This is a genomic window from Streptomyces pluripotens, from assembly GCF_000802245.2.
Lineage (GTDB): Bacteria > Actinomycetota > Actinomycetes > Streptomycetales > Streptomycetaceae > Streptomyces > Streptomyces pluripotens.
In genome coordinates, this window is record NZ_CP021080.1 from 1,028,308 (window position 1) to 1,043,187 (window position 14,880).

Sequence of the window (14,880 nt, forward strand, 5' to 3'; positions counted from 1 at the left end):
CGTGCACCATGACCACCACCTCCTCTGCTTCCGAGAGCTGCCTACGCGAGGCAGCATAGGACACATAGTCATGGGATGCAGAGAGTTGGGATACATAGTCTCTGGATCTTGAGGCTTGGGACATATGAGCTAGGGCTTGCCATGGCAAAACAGCCCATCTCAGACGCCGCCCAGACCTTCGGAGCCCGGGTACGCGCCCGCAGGAACGAACTCGGCAAGAGCCAAGAACGCCTCGCCGACGACAGCGGCATGCACTGGACGTTCATCGGGCAGGTCGAGCGTGGTCAGCGCAACGTGAGCCTGCACAACATTCTGAAGTTGGCCGAGGCGCTTGGCGTGGATCCGGCGGAGTTGGTGCGCGGGCTGAAGTCGCCGGGCGAGGCCGGGAGCAGTAAGGACTGAGGGCGGCATGAAGAACAGGGTCGACTGGACCGACGAGCGGCTCGGATCCAACGTCTACGAAGACATGGTCTCCGTCCTCATCAGTCGTCTTCATCCGCAGGCCCAGCGCATCGACGGAGCGGGCGGAGACAAAGGGCGTGACGTTCAGGTACCGCTTCCGACCGGCCTGGAAATCTTCGAACTCAAGAGCTTTACCGGGCGTCTCGACGAAAGGTCCGGCAGGAGACGGCAAGTTTCCGACTCGCTCAAGAATGCCGCCAAGCATAACCCCGCGGCTTGGTACCTCGTGGTGCCCATCAATCACACCGATAGCGAACTCAAGTGGTTCAATGATCTGACTGCCAAGTATCCGTTCCCGTGCGTCTGGCGCGGGAAAGATTGGCTCGATGGGCAGTTGGCCTCCCGCCCGGAGCTCCCACGTTATTACCTAGAGGGTAGTAACGACGAGATCGTTAGCATGATGCGGGAGATCAACCAAGAACAAGCCGCTCTCACCCGAGGTGTTACTGATCTAGCAGATCGTGTACGCACACTCAAGGACCGCCTCAACTCTCTCGATCCACATTACGAATTTAGCTTCAGTATTCAGCCCAACGGCTCTGTCAACGTCACAACACATCCTCGATACCCTGGCGCTGAGAAGGATCGCCCCATTCAGGTCGGTGGCGTGTTTACCTTCCCCGACACCGAGGACGGAAAGAAAGCTGCACAGGCGCTTCAGGACAGTTTCGACTACGGGACAGCCACTGTTGTTCCGAGCGAGTTCGTGAAGAATTTTTCCATCGATGCACCCGCTGATTTTGGCGGAAATTTCGATGGTGGTGAACTCCGTGTCGGTGGCGCCATTGACAACACGCCACTGGCAGACGCACGCTTCGCGCTCCGCATTCGGGATGCTCAGGGGGTTATCAGGGCTCACCTCCCGCTCGAAGCCAAAGAACGAACATCGGGTAGGAGAGGCGTCGAGCTGAAGCTCGAAGACCTCGGTGGTGTGGCGAAGGTTGTGACGCGGTTCGACGTGTCTACCCATCACGCCAAAATCAACTATTCGTTCCACATGCCCGAGCGCAGCCTGCCCTGCATCCTGTTGCCAGTCGTCCGTTTTCTAGCAGAGGCGAAAGAGGGCCGTGGCGCAACCTTGGTGCTTAATGGCAAGGAAATCGGTCCGCCAATGGATCTACCCGCCTCAACCCCAAACGTTGAGGAGTCGCTCAAACTTCTTCGCGTCCTCGACGACATTCAACGCATCAGCGGCGTGTACTTTCCGATTCCTCAGTCCTTGACTGATGAAGAATTCGAGGCAACCAAAGAGACCCACCGGCACCTAACGAGCGAGACGACCATCGAGCAATGGGATTACGTCTCTTTCAGGATCCCGCGGGCAAGTTTGGATAGCCCCGAGCTTCAGCAGCTCCGACAGGGTGACGCCGTCCACAACCTCGTTCTAAGGAATGAACTAGTCCTTCGCTTGGGTGAGGATTCCTACAACCTGGGATGCCTAAATAGGACGTACGCCTCGGCAAAGCTAGATTCTCTGACCGATGTTGCCAACGACTCTGGCACTGAAGAAACGATTTCCGTGAAAATCGTGCCGGGCGATGACACATCTGCATGGGTTTCTCTGATGTAGCCGCTTGCCACTCCCGAAGCAGTGGTCACCCTCTGTCGGCCGTCGGACCGACCGCCCTACGCTTGCCACCATGCCAACTACAGACGTGAGCGTCCGCACCCTCGACGGTCTCCACCTCGCCGGCACCTTGGTTGAGTCAGGACAGCCAACATCCCGAGCCGTGGTGCTCGTGCATGGTGGTGGCGTCACCCGCGAAGAGGGCGGCTTCTTCACACGGCTGGCGGCTGGCCTGGCCGACGCGGGCGTTGCCTCGCTTCGCTTCGACCTCCGCGGCCATGGACAGAGCGAGGGTCGCCAGGAAGAACTCACCCTGTCGGCCATCCTGAACGACATCCGCGTCGTGCTGGCACATGCCCGCGAAGCAACCGGCGCTCAGGAGGTCACGCTGCTCGGTGCCAGCTTCGGCGGCGGCATCTGCGCGTACTACGCCGCGCAGCGCCCGGATGACGTCTCCCGTCTGGTGCTCTTCAACCCCCAGCTCGACTACAAGAAGCGGACTATCGACAGCCGGGCGTATTGGGAGAACGACTACCTCCAGGAGGAAGCCGCACAGCAGTTGGCGTCGGAGGGCTTCATCCAGTTCACGCCGACGCTCAAGCACGGGCGGCCCATCTTCAACGAGGTGTTTTGGCTGCGGCCCCATGAGGCGCTCGGCGGCGTCCAAGCCCCGACGCTTATCGTGCATGGTACGAAAGACACCTTCGTGCCCATCGAGTCGTCACGGGCCGCAGTCGAGCAGTTCGGCGGTCCCTGCAAGCTCGTCGAGATCGAGGGCTCTCAGCACGGCTTCGCCGTGCACGACGACCCGCAGTACCTCGACCCCCAGAGCCAGGAGTGGCAGGCGTTCGTCATCCGTACCGTGGCCGAGTGGGTAACGACGCCGCTGTGACCGTCAGGAGGCGCGAAGAGCCTCGCGGAAATCTCGTACCGCAGGCCGGCCGCTCCAGCGTCCCAAGGTGTGCAGCACTTCGGAGAGGACACGCAGGGTCCGCTCCGACTTCATGGTGTGGGCTACCTCGGCAGACTGTCGGCCGAGTTGGGCAGCTTCATCGGGTTCGCCGCAGAGCGCCACAGCAGCCGCCCGACGCGCATTGAAGAACCCCGTATCGCGCCGTGACAGCGTCCCCGCCCCGATCGCATCGCCGAACAGTTCCACCGCGAGACTGGGCTTCCCGGCCTCGGTGAAAGTAATGGCGTTGCGGAGCATGAGGGTGTCCTCGGTGAAGTACGCGCCGAGCGTCGGGGCGTCGTCGTCCGGCACGGCGGTCAACAGTCCGTGTGCCTCGTCGAGCTTCTGCTTGACGGCGTCCAGCGGTTCACCGGTCATGGCCAGACCGAGGGCTTCTTGCTGCGTGACCTCGGCTCTTACCCGCGCCGGCAGGCACCACCGATCGTGGCTCCCTGCCTGGGCCAGGGTGAGCACCCGCAAGGCGTCGCGTTCGTCGTAGGCCATCTGCGACTTCTTGAGTAGGACGTACCCCTGCATGGCAGCATCGTCGGCTTCTTGTGCCCACTCCATGGCGCGGTCGTACCAGAAGCCAGCCTGACCGGGCTGGTGAAGATCACGCCACAACCAGCCTGCGAACTCCGCTCCGTCGGCCCCGACGGAAAGCAGCTCGCGGCGGCTTTTTGGCTTCACATCCCGGGCATGTTGCTCGATCGCCCCCAGCAGTCCGAGCACCACCGGCAGGGTCTTCTTTGGGCCGAGGCTGCCGTCGTCACGCTTGGCGTAGTCGAGCTGCGTGCGGAAGTAGTCGACGACAGGGCCGCCCTGGTAGCGGCGGGAATCTTCCAGAGCGGTCGCGACGCGCTGAAGTTCTTCCAGGCCACAACCCGGCAGGGCGGCAGCGGCAATGCCGCTGAGGAGCGTTCGGCGGTGGAGCGGACTCATGGCCTCGTATTCCGTGGCGGTGGTGCTGTCGGCCGGGAGTGCCGACAGGCTGCCGAGGCCGCTCGTCGCCAGCGTTTCCGCATCGACCGGTACGAAGACGGGTTGTCCGTTGACCATGACCGGAAGCAGCGCCGAGCCCCGGGTCTCGGGTGGTTCCTCGGGCCTCTGGTGGTCGCTTTCTTGCCGCGGATTGGCAGGAGCGGCGAACTGATGTCCGCTGCCTGGCAGCTTGAACCACAGTAAGTCGGCCGGGATCTTCAGGCTATGCGCCCATTGCATGAGCTTCGAGAGGTCTTGCGGGGCCGATCCGTTCTCGATCCGGCTGAGCTGGGCCTGGGTCACGCCGAGCCAGTCGGCGACGGCTCCTTGCGACAGCGCTCGTCCGTGATGCGGATGGGTGCGGTAGGCGTAGAGCACTTGGCCGAAGTGCCAACTCTCCAGGGCCTCACACATCCGGGGGTGCTCCCAGAACTCGGCGGGGAGAACGGGCGGTTGGCCGGCTGACTGGCGCTCCTGGCGGACGCAGGCCCCGCAGCGATCTCCGGCGTTGTCCCTGGCCAGCCGCGTACCGCACTGGCAGTAGCGGACCGCTTGCTGTGGTGCCATATTGCCGCCGCTCCCGCCCTTGGTGCCCTCTGGCCATGCCTACCCAGCGTATTGCCACATACGGCCCCCGGGGGCAATACGCGGGACGTATATGTCCCCATGCGCGGCCGTAGTTGGCCCGCCAACTGACCCCCACCAGGCTCGGGAGGCCCCGTTTACCCCCCAGCCGACACGGGGCGGCAAGGAGCCGACGCGATGCCCCCAACACCCCGACTGGCCTACGGCTACCTCCGCGTGCTGCCAGGGCTCGGGATAGACGACGTGCTGCGTCTCCACCGTGACCTGGTGGCCTTCGCCGAGGCCCGAGGCTTTGTGCTCGCCGACGTGTTCATCGAGGCCCAGTGGCAGCAACTCAAGGCGTGGCACGAGGTCGTGGTCCACTGCCACACGAGGAACGTACGCCACGTCGTCATGCCCTCGCCCGAACACCTGCACACGATCCCCGTCTTGGCCGAGCTCATGAAGGACGATGTCGAGCGGGAGATTGGTGGCACGCTGTGGCTCGCCGCGTCGCTCGAAACGACCGCCGCTCCCGAGCAGGAGGCACGGCCGTGAACGCCACCCCCTACACCAGCGAGCTGGAGCTTGCCGCCCAGGCCGACGCCGTTCGCTGGGGTCGTCGCCACACACGAGATGTCTTGTCCGCCTGGCGCTTGCCCGACGACCGCATTGACGATGCCCAGTTGGCGGTCTCGGAGTTGGTCACCAACGCCGTGCGCTGCGTCGGCAACGCGTCGCTCGACGCCGTACCTCCTCGCATTCGGCTGACGCTGCACAAGGAGCCACACCGGCTCCTGATCTGGGTGGCCGACCCTGACCCCCGGCCGCCCGTTCTCAACGCCTCGCCTGCGGCTGGCGCTGAGAACGGCCGAGGGCTGCTCATCTTGGAACGGATCACGAAAGAGTGGAGCTACTACTTTGTGCCGACCGGCGGCAAGGTGGTGTGGTGCTCGATTGGGCTGGGGTGAACGGGCCACCGCGTACGCGCCGGCCCTTGTCTTGATGACGGGGGCCGGGTTCGTTCGTGCTACGAACCGCTCGGTACTACTACGTGGTCCAACGGTGGCATAAAGATGGAAATGACTTGGTCAGCTACAACAGAAGTGTGTCCATCTGAGGATCGGTAGAGTTTTCCTGAGCCACAGTAGCTAGCATTAGTATTGCTCGCCGCGCAGTGGTGCTGGATAAGGGAAATTCTTGTTGCGTGGTTCAATTGGCGCACCATCATCTCAGTGCTGGTACCTTCCTTGACCCATCGGGTGCCATCCAAACGCCACAGACTTGCAGGCATCACCGTCATATACGGGTTGCCAGAGCTTTGCTTCTTGCAGGTCCACGAGGTAACCGTTGCCCTGAGATGACCATCTAGGCCCCACCACATATCTGAGGCTGAAAAACCGTTGCGGGAACCGGCGACGTAGCCAGGTGGGTAGGCGGCGGAGAAATCGGTCTCGACCATTTCGAATGTCTTCGGATCGAAGATGGAGACACGAGAGGTGTTGGTGCAAATCCCCGGATTTTCGTCGGCTTTCAGAGCGATTTGGGCCGATCCATAGGCGGTGTGCTCGGCGGATGCCGCAAAAATATGAGAAAGACTGAAAGTTCCCCAGGTGAAAATGTCCGAGCCGTCCGCACCGAGCAGATACAGCTTCTCTTGGTCGTGTAGCTGCGTTTGTGTTGGGTCAGTTGCGTTGATAAGCACTCGACCCGAGGTAGCGCCAAGGATCTGATTGAACTGTGCTGGAAGTAGAGAGCTTGAGTCCACCGGGATAGCAGTACTCGGCGCATCGAGGTTGAAGCGCATGAGTGTATCGCCGAGGGCGATTATTTCGTTCGCGCCGATTGCGGCAAAACTAGTGCAGCCAGGACATGAGACATGACCTACAGCTCCAGTATGCGTGTTGACGAACTTGATCTCTTGCTTCTTTGGGTTGCTGTCTGGATCAAAGAGCAGATCTGCTAGAAAAGCAACGTAGTCACCAGTAGGCGTCCACACGACCTGGTCTTCATCTGGATTGGCTGCTGTGAACTTACGTGGAGCCCGAGCGACTACCTGTGTGCCTCGCATGAGAACAAAAGCGCTGTCCGTTATGTAAGCGTAGGCAGGTCCGTCCGAGACGGTGGTATTGCTGTGAGCTTTCGCTTTATGGGCTTGTTGGTAGAGTATAAATACGGCCACACCGAAAGTCGCAAACCACAACGGAATAAGCAGTAGTAAGAGTTTCCTCCACGACATGTGCGCTTCCTCACTCCACTCTACTTATGCTTATACGTTGCCGGGTCAACCTTCTGCCATTCGCTCAATCCGTAGTACGGGCCATTGATGTACGTTGCCTGATACCCCGAGAAAGGCGCTCCCTCGATTCGGGGTTTGGCAAGCGCTGTGAGTTCGAACGGCTTGCCGTGGTCATCAATGGTCTCTGTGAACGCACCGGAAGTGGTTGCGACAAGCATCTCGAACCTGAACGAGCAATCGTGTAGTTTGGTGAATGCCCCGATGCTCAGAGTCACAGATTCTCCGCGGGCCAGTGTGATGTGACGGCCGACGAAATAGTTGCTCTTGTACGGTGTGCCGGCTCCGGATTCAGGACTGAAAGCGACCTTCTGAGGAATCGGGTCGGGAACGTCGAGATTAAACGCCATCCCAATGTTATCGCCTTCTCCCTGGCTGGGAGACGAAAAAATAGTCCCTCGAAGGGGCGCTCGGCATGTCGAGTTGACCGACATCCCCTGGACCGTGACTTCGGCAGATTCATTCCCACGCAGCGTGACCGTGGTGAAAGCAAAACCTACCTGGGCGCTTTGGCGACCGGTATACCATGAGCGGAAGGCTGTCGAGTTCGAGTACACGTTCTTGTTGAAGTTAACCAGCCCGGTCGATGTCAAGCTGAGTTTGTCCGGCAGAACGAAACTCATATCTCCTGGCTCGTTGTTGGCCAGAGGGCTCACGCTCTCGATTTGCACAGGGGGTGATGATGAGGGCGCAGGACGAGGTTCTGAGGTTGACTGAGCTTTATTACCCGTGCGCTGGCCGAAGCTGGTGGTGAGTGTTGCAATGCCGACTGCGCTCGCCACAACGACAAGAGTAATTGCCGACAGCACAAGTGGGCGGATCTTTCGCTTTTGAGGTTTGGGGGCAGGCTCCGGGGTGGGTGATGGCGGAATTTCTTGCAGTACGTCAACGGGGGCTACAATATCGGTATACCTTGCAAGGAAGATATCGAGTTCTTCCTTGAGTATGGGCGCGGGTTTGGATAGACCGAAGCTCACAAGATCGGGAACGATATCGATCGAAAATTTCTTACGGTTGGCTTCGTAGCTCCCGTGAAGAGGCTTATAGTTTCGCGTTGCTTCGTGACGCTCTTTCAGGTCGAGCCCTGCGAGTCCCAATGATTCAAGCCCTGGGCCAACTAGGTTAAAGCTTACCCGGGCAACAATTTGCGCTTTCGGATCGGCGAGCCGACTAACAAGTCGTTCAAGCTGGATGGCCATCTTGGCGCAAACGACGTCGGGGGTGTCGTCGACGCCAATATCCCAATAAGAACGGAGGGAGTAATAGTCCGGCTTTTCCTCGAATGCCTTGCGCAGAGGACGTCGAATACCACGTCCTTTTGGCAAGTCCCTCAGCACGTTTTCGAGACTGGCTTTTATCGGTTGACGCTCTTCCTGGTTCACAGCCCCCGCCCCCCAATGCGCTCGTCCCTGGTCGAAGAGTATAGAGACAGATCGGCGATCTCATGGGGCAATCGAACTATTGCATATATATGCATAAAATGTTATAAATATCGCATATATGGAACATCTGCACCAACCAACACCAGGCGAGAGCCCAGTTGTGCGCCTCCAGGTCACAGCCGAAGTTGTCACCGATCCGGAAACGGCTCTTGCCAAACAGTTAGAAATCGCCGAAGTCCTTAAGGCCATCGGTGGCGTGGCCGTCCGGTTCGAGGTAGCCACGGTACAACTCGACGACATACCCGAAGTGGCTGAGCCAGCAACAACCGAAGCACCTGCCTCACTGGATGAGGTCGAACGACGATATCGGCTCGGGTTACCAATTAAAAGTGCACTCTTAGAATTTACTGACCGCGGCAAACGTTTCAGAGATGGCGCGTTCAAGAACAGTGGAGTCGTTAACCTCGCCGACGTACTTGTCGTCGGGAAGCGCCAAGCATCTAACCTGCGCGAGGTCGGCCCGGGCGCCATCCGCGACTTACAGCTCCTGATTGACCGGGCACTCCCGGGCACCTCATGGGATGAAGACCCAAAAATCGAGACGGCCGTGCTTCTCTGCCCCAGCCTGAACGAAGTGACGTCGGCAGTCCTCGGCATCGACAGTCTTGATCATCTTCGCATTCAGGAAATTTTAAAACTTGGGGTATCAGGGATCGAAAAGATACCCGGCTTTCTGAATCCCAACTGGGCTTATGTTAATGAAGTAAGCCGTATGGAGCCCGAGAAACGAGCTCCATACATCTATCAGCGGGCTCAAGCCTACGCCGCCAAATTTCTCGCCGAACAAGCCCGCCAGCGACGGCAGCGCAGCGAGTAGAGCAGGGCACGCCCAAAGTTACTCACCACCTTCGAGGCCCGGCCGACCTGTGTTCGCGCACGTCGTCTTGGTCGTTCCTGCCGCCCTCCCAGTTTTTTACCAGTTCAGCTTCTGAGCTGGTGTTTTGTGCTGGGAAAAAACTGGTCACTGGTCAATAACTGGGACAAGGGCTTTCACGCTCGACACCACTCTTCGCACTCTGCTCTGCTTCTCTCATCGCCACCAAGCGACAGCCCCCAAGGCACGCACACCAAACGTGAAGGCCCTGGGAATGGCTTGCATATTGAGAACTCAACAGAGTGAAAGGAGGTCTCGCCCTTGAGCGAGATCATGAGGCGCAATGCGCTTCCACCTACGTCGCGTAGGACACGACAGATTGTCGCTTCGGCTTCCGAAGCGACGCTTGCCGAACAGGTCGCCATGCGAGCCGTATCGGCAACAGCCGAGTACGGCATGAGCGAGGTGCTGTTCCTCAAGCAGACACAAGCAGCGCTTGAGCAGCAGTGCCCGGATGCAGCGGAAGCCCTGGCCCTGATTGCCAATTCCGCCGCGTTGTCCATCGCGCAGCAGGTGCGGCGCTTCGGTCAGCAGATGAGCGGATGACTGCCGCTCTGCTGCTCTTGGTCGGGGTGGTGGCCGGCTGGGTGCTCCGGTCGGTCGTCGCCGCCAAGCAATCCGCACGCCGTCAGTGGCGTGCGCATGCGCTCGGTCTGCGACAGCAACAAGTCATGAGCGACATAGCTGCACAGCGTCGTAGGTCTGAAGAACAGATGCGACGCATTGTCTACCTGAAAGGTGGTTCGTGAAGCACGACCTCATAGTTCCGGCAATCATCGCTGGGGCGTATGCCTTCGGGCGCATCCAGCAATGGACCCGGAACCGCAGCGACCGCAAGACCACCAAGGCCATTGAGCACATCCGAGATGTGCTCAACAAGTCCAACGACAAGAAGGGAAAGCCCGAGTGAGCACCACAACGCACACAGCGGTTGCCATACCGCTGGGACTGCTGGAGTCCAAGACCATCACGGTTCTGGTGGACTCGTTTCAGGCGGCCTTTGTGGCCGCCTACGGCGAGGAGAAGCAGCGCAAGCAGATCGCCAAAGCACGGCTGCTGGCCACGCTGCGCGGCCTGGACGAGTTCCGACACAGCGAGCACGAGCGGGAGTACCGCCCGGCGTGAACCGTGGTGGCCCGTTGGATGGATGGAGACAGCGCTTTATTCAAGCGCTGTCTCTGTTCCTCATTGTCTCGATTTTGGCACGCTGGATATTCGATCTCCTCGCGCCAATGCTCCCACTGCTCATACCGGCGGCGATCGGACTGGGTATTTGGCGTCTGGTACGTCGGCGACGGCAATGGTAAGTCGGGCAGGTCCGAGGTGTCGTTGTGAATAACACTCCGACTTTCTCGCTGCCCGACCCGCGCGCAAAACGAGCGCTTCAACAGGCTTGGCTGACCGTTTACTCGATCGAACCTTCGCTCGAATGCTCGACCGAGTAAAGGATTTTCAAGATCATCTCCATGCCCTAAATGTATACATAACTCCGGGGGCAACCTGCCATCTGGAGCGAAAAAAGAAAGGAGAGCATGTGGAAGAAAATGCAACAGCAAAGCAGGTGACCCCCACCCGGTTCCGGACGATCTTGGCGGACCCGCCGTGGTCGCATGACCAAAGAGGTGCAAAAGGTGCAGAGCGGCATTACTCGCTCATGGATCTGAGCAAGATCAAGGGGATGCCGGTCGCCGATCTGGCGGAAGAGAACAGTCATTTGTGGCTTTGGGTCACAAATAGCTCACTCCGTGACGGCTACGACGTTGCCGCAGCCTGGGGCTTCGTCCCCAAGTCGATCTTGACCTGGGTGAAGTTTCGTCTCGGTTTGGGCAGCACGCTCCGAAATGCTTCCGAGCATGTGCTGTTTTGCACGCGGGGCAAGGCTCCGGTCAAGTTCAAGTCACAGCCGACGTGGTTCAACGCGCCGGTCACTGAGCACTCCAGGAAGCCCGACGAGCAGTACGCCCTCATCGAGCGACTGTCGGATGGTCCATATTTGGAGCTATTTGCCCGCAGGCGTCCCCCGAGCAATCGAGGATGGTCAATCTGGGGTAATGAGGTCGATTCCGACTTGGTCATCCCCAGCTATCCCGTGCCGAGTGACCGGCACCACCAGCGAAACACCTAACCGCGGAAGGAGGTGGTCCATGACCAAACGCAAGACAAGCAGCAAGCGGCCAGAACGCCGCTACGTCGTCCACGGTGTCCGGCGGGAGATGCCAGATCTCCGGAAGCTCAGCAAGGCCCTCCTGGCAGTGGTGCTCGCCGAACAACAGCGCACCGCGGATGCCGTTGAACCCGAGGAAGGTGTTCGCGGATGACTGCTGCCTTGGGCAAAGCCTTGCAGTTTGCCCGACTGCACCTGCCGCGCCCCCTCGATGCCGATGCCGTGCTCGCCCTCTTGGGCCGGCTGGCGCCAGATCGCCAATCGGGGCACCTCGTGCTTGAACTTCACGCTGAGAGCGGCAGCCAGGTGCGCTGCCTCCTCGGTGCCCGACCGGTAGACATGGCGCGGCTGGGGCATCTGCTCGGGCACTTCCTGCCCGGCTCCTTGCTCGAAGTCACGCCGGAGCGGCCTCCGGCTCGTCCGCCCGTCACGGCCGCTGGTCGCCTGCGCGTCCGGCCTTCGTATCTGCCCTTGAGCATGGACGCACCCGAGAATGTCTCCCGGGCGGTGCTGTCGGCAGTGTCCATACCGCTCGCGCCAGACGAGGCGTTGGTCGTACAGGTCATCCTCGGTGAACGGATTTTGCCGCGTGTGCTACCGGCGGAATTCCAGGACCCAAGCCTGCCGCTCGCACAACTGCTTCTGGTCGGCACCAGGCCGGCGGGGGCGGAGCTTCGCGGACGCCTACGCAAGCGTGTGGAACACCCCGGCTTCATGGCCACAATCCGCGTCGGTGCGGCAGCTGCCACGCGGCAGCGTCGGACCAGCCTGCTCCTCGGCGTGTTGTCCGGCCTGACCGTGGCCCAAGGTCCGGGCACTCGTATTCGGCTCGTCCACGACAGCGCGGAGCGCCTCAACGAGGGCCGTCGGCCGTGGTTGTGGCCACTCAAGCTGTCCGTGCCAGAGTTGGTTGGGTTGTTGGCCTGGCCGCTTGGCGAGGAGGAGTTGCCAGGGTTGCCACCGCTGCACCCGAAGCCGCTGCGCGCATCGGCACGGGTACACCAGGGCGAGCGGGTCTTCGCCCAGAGCGCTGCGCCAGGCGACACGCGCCGGATCGGGATATCGGCCAGAGACCAGACGTTTCACGGAGTGGCCTACGGCCCCTCCGGGTCGGGTAAGACTAATGTCCTACTTCGCCTCATCCTCGCGGACATAGCAGCAGGTCGGCCGGTCATCGTCCTTGATCCAAAACAGCAGCTCATCGACTCGATCTTGGCGCGCGTGCCCGCCGACCAGGTTGATCGGATCGTGGAGCTCAACCCTGCTGACGCTTCGCCTGTTTCGTTCAATCCGCTGGACGTTGGCCAGCGTGACCCCGACGTGATCGTTGACGGCCTATTGGCCGTTTTCGCAGCAGTCTTCGCAGACGGCTACGGCCCACGTACAGCGGACATCTTCAGCTCGGGCTTGCGCACGCTGGCCCGCGGCAGTCTTCCGAACGCACCGGCGACTCTGACAGATTTGCCCCGGTTGTTCACCGACCCGGCGTTCCGCCGTCCCTACGTCGGCCGCGTGCAAGGCGACCTAGCGCTGGCTGGGTTCTGGTCCTGGTACGACGATCTCGCTCCGGCCAACCAGGCCGCCATCCTGGCAGCCCCTATGAATAAACTACGACAATTCCTGCTGCGGCCAGCGGTGGTGCGGATGCTCGACCAGCGGTCGGGGAAGTTTCGGCTGCGGGATGTCTTCCGTACCAACAAGGTCGTGCTCGTAGGGCTCAACGAGGGGCTCATCGGGCCGGGGGTGGCATCACTCATCGGTAGCCTCGTGATCGCGGAGGTCTGGCAGGCCGTCCAGGAGCGGGCCGGTGAACCGGGTGCACACCTGCGGCCCGGCACGGTGTATGTGGATGAAGCACCCCGGTTTGTACACCTGCCGACTTCACTGGCCGACGCTTTGGCCATTTCGCGAAGTTTGTCCGTCGGCTGGTTCCTCGCCGCACAGTTCAGGAGCCAATTCCCGGCGGAGCTGCGGACGGCGGTGGACATAAACGCACGGAGCAAGGTCGTCTTTGCGACCGAGGCCGACGATGCGCGCGACCTGGCGACCAAGCTGGCGCCGGAGCTGGAGCCTGTCGACTTCATGTCGCTGCGTCGCTTTGAGGCGTACGTGAATCTTGTGGCGGATGGTGCGCCTTCCGGTTGGGCGCTGGTCAAAACGCTGCCGCCACCGCCGGTCACTGGCGACGCCGAAGCGGTTCGGGCTATTGCCCGCACCAACTGGAGTCCCCAGCCGAGCACGTCAACGGGCGGGCCTGCTGCCGGAGTCCAAGGCGCTGTCGAGCCAGGGCTGTTGCAAAGTCTTTTGATCTTGCGTGGGAGCGCTGGTCAGGCAAGGCCGAGGAGGTCCAGTGGTCGGCGGAAGCCGTCGTAGGACATCTCGCGGAGTCCGGCCGCGATGTTCGCGTGGCCGGAGGCTCGCAGTGTGTTGATCGCGAAGCTGCGGAGGGTGGCCATGTTGTCCGGGCCGTGTCCGGTTCGGACCGTGGAGGCGTCCTCGGCGAAGGCGGTGTCTCGGACGAAGTGGAGACGGTTCTCGATGATCCACTGCGAACGGACGATCTTCGCGATGCGCTCGGGGGAGGCTTCGCGGCTGGCCAGGTCCGTGATGACGTAGACCGTCTCGCGGCTGCGTTTGCCGGTCTTGCGCTGAGTGCGGTGCCGGACGATCTTCGCGACCTGGACCGCGTGGGGGAAGTCGACGCCGAGGTCGGTGATGGTCAGGGCCTGCACGACGCGGGTCTCCAGGCGTCCGTGGGCATCGGTGCGGTCGTAGAACTTCGCACTCGCCTTCTCCCAGGGCAGGGTGGCGAGTTGGCGGTGCAGGTTCTTCTGGTTGCGCTTCACGGTGAAGGCGTAGTGCGCCTTCTTCTCCTCGACGAGGAACCGGGCGTGATCGCGCTGGCAGTGCAGGGCATCCGCGGAGACCGTGACGCCGGTCAGGTCGTAGGGCGCCAGCAAGGCGTCAAAGCAGGTGATTTCGTTCGTCTTGCCGGGGACCCGCAGTTGGGTGACGGTCAGGCCGGCGCCGGTGATCGCGGCCAGCAGATGGGCGGCCGGGATCTCGCCGTGGCGCGAGCCGCGGGCGCTCTTGCCGTCCACCGCGAGGGTGTCCGCCCCGGCCGGATCGGATCCGAGCAGGTCGGCGAGCCCGCCGGGGCAGGCGGCGTTCAGGACGCGGCGGATGGTCGCCGCACTCGGCGCGATGCGCACGTTCAAGACCGTCGTGGCGCGGGCGCCGAGCCGGGCGAGCGTGTCCTGCGGGGCGCTCGCTGCCCACTGGCCGATCGCGGCGAAGGAACGGGCTCCGGTCAGCACCGCCGAGCAGGCCACCAGCAGCACGCTCACGAACGAGTGACGCTTCCCGCGCCGATGCCGGGGGTCGGCCAAGGTCCGCAGCCGCAGGGCCAGCGGTCCGATCAACCGGTGCTGACGGGTGGGCGACTTGATCAGACAGACGGTGGCAGACTGACGGCACATCGAAGCTCCGGGCGGTGCGGGCGACTTGATCGGTCACCGGCATCAACCGGAGCTTCGTTGCGTACGGACCGGGCCGACCGCGCATCGTCATACCGTCGC

At 61.6% G+C, this 14,880-nt stretch carries 16 protein-coding genes; 12 read left to right on the forward strand and 4 right to left on the reverse strand.

What is annotated here, in order from left to right:
* The first annotated feature begins 141 nt into the window (after positions 1 to 141).
* From LK06_RS04400 to LK06_RS04405, 3 genes are all read left to right on the forward strand, one after another.
* Positions 142 to 402, forward strand: a complete 261-nt coding sequence (locus LK06_RS04400) for a helix-turn-helix domain-containing protein (protein WP_043434059.1) — start codon at positions 142 to 144, stop codon at positions 400 to 402.
* Positions 403 to 409: 7 nt separating this feature from the next.
* On the forward strand, positions 410 to 2,032 hold the full coding sequence (locus LK06_RS33015; protein WP_159025277.1) for a hypothetical protein: 1,623 nt from the start codon (positions 410 to 412) through the stop codon (positions 2,030 to 2,032).
* An 85-nt stretch (positions 2,033 to 2,117) separates the two neighbouring features.
* Positions 2,118 to 2,921, forward strand: coding sequence for an alpha/beta hydrolase (locus tag LK06_RS04405; protein ID WP_234367358.1), 804 nt, complete (start codon positions 2,118 to 2,120; stop codon positions 2,919 to 2,921).
* Between the two features lie 3 nt (positions 2,922 to 2,924).
* On the opposite strand, the gene LK06_RS04410 is transcribed toward LK06_RS04405, so the two are convergent.
* Positions 2,925 to 4,376, reverse strand: coding sequence for a helix-turn-helix domain-containing protein (locus LK06_RS04410; RefSeq protein ID WP_043434053.1), 1,452 nt, complete (start codon positions 4,374 to 4,376; stop codon positions 2,925 to 2,927).
* Between the two features lie 348 nt (positions 4,377 to 4,724).
* On the opposite strand from LK06_RS04410, the gene LK06_RS04415 reads away from it, so the two are divergent.
* Positions 4,725 to 5,084: a hypothetical protein gene (locus LK06_RS04415; RefSeq protein WP_043434050.1), complete on the forward strand. Its 360-nt coding sequence runs from the start codon at positions 4,725 to 4,727 to the stop codon at positions 5,082 to 5,084.
* The gene (locus tag LK06_RS04420; RefSeq protein ID WP_043434047.1) at positions 5,081 to 5,497 is read left to right on the forward strand and encodes an ATP-binding protein; all 417 of its coding nucleotides are present in this window, start codon (positions 5,081 to 5,083) and stop codon (positions 5,495 to 5,497) included. Before LK06_RS04415 ends, LK06_RS04420 begins: the two co-directional genes overlap by 4 nt.
* A 59-nt stretch (positions 5,498 to 5,556) precedes the next feature.
* Here the strand turns inward: LK06_RS04420 and LK06_RS33020 are convergent, their stop codons facing one another.
* Both LK06_RS33020 and LK06_RS33025 read right to left on the reverse strand, forming a co-directional pair.
* On the reverse strand, positions 5,557 to 6,765 hold the full coding sequence (locus LK06_RS33020; RefSeq protein WP_159025278.1) for a hypothetical protein: 1,209 nt from the start codon (positions 6,763 to 6,765) through the stop codon (positions 5,557 to 5,559).
* A gap of 20 nt (positions 6,766 to 6,785) precedes the next feature.
* Complete coding sequence (locus LK06_RS33025) at positions 6,786 to 8,204, reverse strand: hypothetical protein (RefSeq protein WP_159025279.1); 1,419 nt, start codon at positions 8,202 to 8,204, stop codon at positions 6,786 to 6,788.
* 118 nt (positions 8,205 to 8,322) lie between these two features.
* Here LK06_RS33025 and LK06_RS33030 point away from each other — a divergent pair, with 118 nt between their 5' ends.
* The 7 genes from LK06_RS33030 (at position 8,323) to LK06_RS04435 (ending at position 13,675) form a co-directional block, all read left to right on the forward strand.
* Positions 8,323 to 9,081, forward strand: coding sequence for a hypothetical protein (locus LK06_RS33030; RefSeq protein ID WP_159025280.1), 759 nt, complete (start codon positions 8,323 to 8,325; stop codon positions 9,079 to 9,081).
* A gap of 318 nt (positions 9,082 to 9,399) precedes the next feature.
* Positions 9,400 to 9,684, forward strand: coding sequence for a hypothetical protein (locus LK06_RS33035; RefSeq protein WP_159025281.1), 285 nt, complete (start codon positions 9,400 to 9,402; stop codon positions 9,682 to 9,684).
* 199 nt (positions 9,685 to 9,883) lie between these two features.
* Complete coding sequence (locus LK06_RS33040) at positions 9,884 to 10,048, forward strand: hypothetical protein (protein ID WP_159025282.1); 165 nt, start codon at positions 9,884 to 9,886, stop codon at positions 10,046 to 10,048.
* A complete protein-coding gene (locus LK06_RS04425) occupies positions 10,045 to 10,263 on the forward strand; it encodes a hypothetical protein (RefSeq protein ID WP_043434044.1) in 219 nt (72 codons plus the stop codon). The genes LK06_RS33040 and LK06_RS04425 overlap by 4 nt, the downstream gene beginning before the upstream one ends.
* 304 nt (positions 10,264 to 10,567) lie before the next feature.
* A complete protein-coding gene (locus LK06_RS04430) occupies positions 10,568 to 11,263 on the forward strand; it encodes an MT-A70 family methyltransferase (RefSeq protein ID WP_078858932.1) in 696 nt (231 codons plus the stop codon).
* Between the two features lie 19 nt (positions 11,264 to 11,282).
* Positions 11,283 to 11,456, forward strand: a complete 174-nt coding sequence (locus LK06_RS33045; RefSeq protein WP_159025283.1) for a hypothetical protein — start codon at positions 11,283 to 11,285, stop codon at positions 11,454 to 11,456.
* The gene (locus tag LK06_RS04435) at positions 11,453 to 13,675 is read left to right on the forward strand and encodes a type IV secretory system conjugative DNA transfer family protein (protein ID WP_234367359.1); all 2,223 of its coding nucleotides are present in this window, start codon (positions 11,453 to 11,455) and stop codon (positions 13,673 to 13,675) included. Before LK06_RS33045 ends, LK06_RS04435 begins: the two co-directional genes overlap by 4 nt.
* Here LK06_RS04435 and LK06_RS04440 read toward each other — a convergent pair.
* Positions 13,630 to 14,781 carry an ISAs1 family transposase gene (locus LK06_RS04440; protein WP_234367286.1) on the reverse strand — a complete coding sequence of 384 codons (1,152 nt, stop codon included), beginning with the start codon at positions 14,779 to 14,781 and terminating at the stop codon, positions 13,630 to 13,632. The two genes, LK06_RS04435 and LK06_RS04440, sit on opposite strands and share 46 nt — an antisense overlap.
* Positions 14,782 to 14,880 lie beyond the last annotated feature (99 nt).

Excerpts from the sequence above, each read along its gene's own strand:
- LK06_RS04415 (WP_043434050.1), top strand. The coding sequence starts at position 4,725 with ATGCCCCCAACACCCCGACTGGCCTACGGCTACCTCCGCGTGCTGCCA.
- LK06_RS04410 (WP_043434053.1), bottom strand. The coding sequence starts at position 4,376 with ATGTGTGAGGCCCTGGAGAGTTGGCACTTCGGCCAAGTGCTCTACGCC.
- LK06_RS04430 (WP_078858932.1), top strand. The coding sequence starts at position 10,568 with ATGCTCGACCGAGTAAAGGATTTTCAAGATCATCTCCATGCCCTAAAT.
- LK06_RS33015 (WP_159025277.1), top strand. The coding sequence starts at position 410 with ATGAAGAACAGGGTCGACTGGACCGACGAGCGGCTCGGATCCAACGTC.
- LK06_RS04435 (WP_234367359.1), top strand. The coding sequence starts at position 11,453 with ATGACTGCTGCCTTGGGCAAAGCCTTGCAGTTTGCCCGACTGCACCTG.
- LK06_RS33030 (WP_159025280.1), top strand. The coding sequence starts at position 8,323 with ATGGAACATCTGCACCAACCAACACCAGGCGAGAGCCCAGTTGTGCGC.
- LK06_RS33020 (WP_159025278.1), bottom strand. The coding sequence starts at position 6,765 with ATGTCGTGGAGGAAACTCTTACTACTGCTTATTCCGTTGTGGTTTGCG.
- LK06_RS04400 (WP_043434059.1), top strand. The coding sequence starts at position 142 with ATGGCAAAACAGCCCATCTCAGACGCCGCCCAGACCTTCGGAGCCCGG.
- LK06_RS33045 (WP_159025283.1), top strand. The coding sequence starts at position 11,283 with ATGACCAAACGCAAGACAAGCAGCAAGCGGCCAGAACGCCGCTACGTC.
- LK06_RS04440 (WP_234367286.1), bottom strand. The coding sequence starts at position 14,781 with ATGTGCCGTCAGTCTGCCACCGTCTGTCTGATCAAGTCGCCCACCCGT.